Origin of the sequence: Pseudomonas sp. 44 R 15 (genome assembly GCF_900004965.1) — a bacterium.
GTDB classification, from domain to species: domain Bacteria; phylum Pseudomonadota; class Gammaproteobacteria; order Pseudomonadales; family Pseudomonadaceae; genus Aquipseudomonas; species Aquipseudomonas orientalis_A.
The window spans coordinates 1-1,394 of sequence record NZ_CVTU01000045.1 but is presented as its reverse complement, the minus strand read 5'-3'; the positions used below and the strand labels follow the sequence as shown (position 1 = coordinate 1,394).

Here is a 1,394-nt window from a genome sequence, read left to right as displayed (position 1 = left end):
CAAGCCTGCGTTCGGCCAGCGTGGTTTAACGGGGCGCCTGAGATCAAGATCAAAAGCAGATCAAGAGCGACTCGCTTCGCATCGTGGTTACGGTGGGCTACAGAGTTGTGTGGGTACGTCAGGCAACTTTTGTTGCTGATGTATGAGGTGGTCAACTTTTTCCGGACACCTCAATCGGTGTTTTCAGGCTGTTTGCCGCTCGTACTGATTGGGCGGCAAATAGTCTAACGATGAATGCATTCGTCGTTCATTGTAGAACCGCACAATGTAATCCGTGACGTCCCTGATTGCTTCATCATGATTGGCATAGTCCTTCCTCCAAACACGCTCCATCTTCAGGTTCAAGAAGAAACGTTCCATGACTGCGTTGTCCCAGCAGTTGCCCTTGCGGCTCATGCTGCAGCGCAAGCCATGTCGTGTCAGCATGGCTTGGTAAGTAGCGCCTGCATACTGGCTGCCCCGATCTGAGTGCGCGATCAGACCCGGTTTAGGCTGCCTCTGTGTGATGGCTAGTTGCATAGCACTGCACACCAACTCTGCGCGCATATGCGGAGCCATGGACCAGCCTACGATCTTGCGTGAATACAAATCCATGACAGCCGCCAAGTACAGCCAGCCGCTTCGAGTGCGAATATAAGTGATGTCAGCAACCCATGATTGGTTGATCTGCTCGGGGTTAAACTGGCGGTTGAGCAGGTTCTCAGCTACCGGGAAATTATGATTACTGTTGGTGGTATGAACGAACTTGCGCTTCCAGATCGGGCGTAAATCCTGTTGTTTCATCAGCCGACGGACCTTGTGCCGCCCAATGGATACGCCATCGCTACGCAGTGCTTTCATCACCCGACGACTGCCATAACAGTGCTCATTGGTCATGAACGTAGCTTTGACCTGAGCTGCAACCGGACAGACAGCTTTTGGCTTAAAAGACCGCTGACGAGCTTCATAGAACCCCGAACGGCTGATCCGCAAAACCCGGCAGATACGTATTACCGGGTAGGCCTTGCATTGCATTTGGTGAACCAATTGGTGGATCACTTCAATTCGCGGGCAAAGAAGGCCGTAGCTTTTTTTAATATATCGTTGTCAGTCTTCAGCTCGCGGATCTGCTGCTCAAGCTGACGAATACGCTGTTGCTCGCTGGTTAACGGTTTACCAATCCCTGTACCACCTAACTGCTCGGCTTGGTACTGCTGGACCCAGCGGCGCACGGCAGTGTCACTCAAGTCTAAATCGGTACAAACGGAGTTCACGCTCAGGCCTTGGTCAACAATCATCTTGCAGACTCTTAGCTTGAAAGCGGCGTCGAATTTTCTGTACTTCTTGGTCATGGAATACTCCTCAATAGGTGTAGTTTCACCTATTGAGGTGTCCGGGACTATTAGACCAGCTCA

The 1,394-nt window shown here is 51.6% G+C and carries 1 protein-coding gene; it reads right to left on the bottom strand.

Annotated elements, in window-relative coordinates:
• Positions 1-183: 183 nt before the first annotated feature.
• Positions 184-1,331 (bottom strand): IS3 family transposase gene (locus BFP93_RS05105; protein ID WP_122582746.1). Its coding sequence is split into 2 segments (ribosomal slippage): positions 184-1,076 and positions 1,076-1,331, totalling 1,149 coding nucleotides; the frame shifts between segments, so codons are not numbered across the junction.
• Positions 1,332-1,394: the final 63 nt, after the last annotated feature.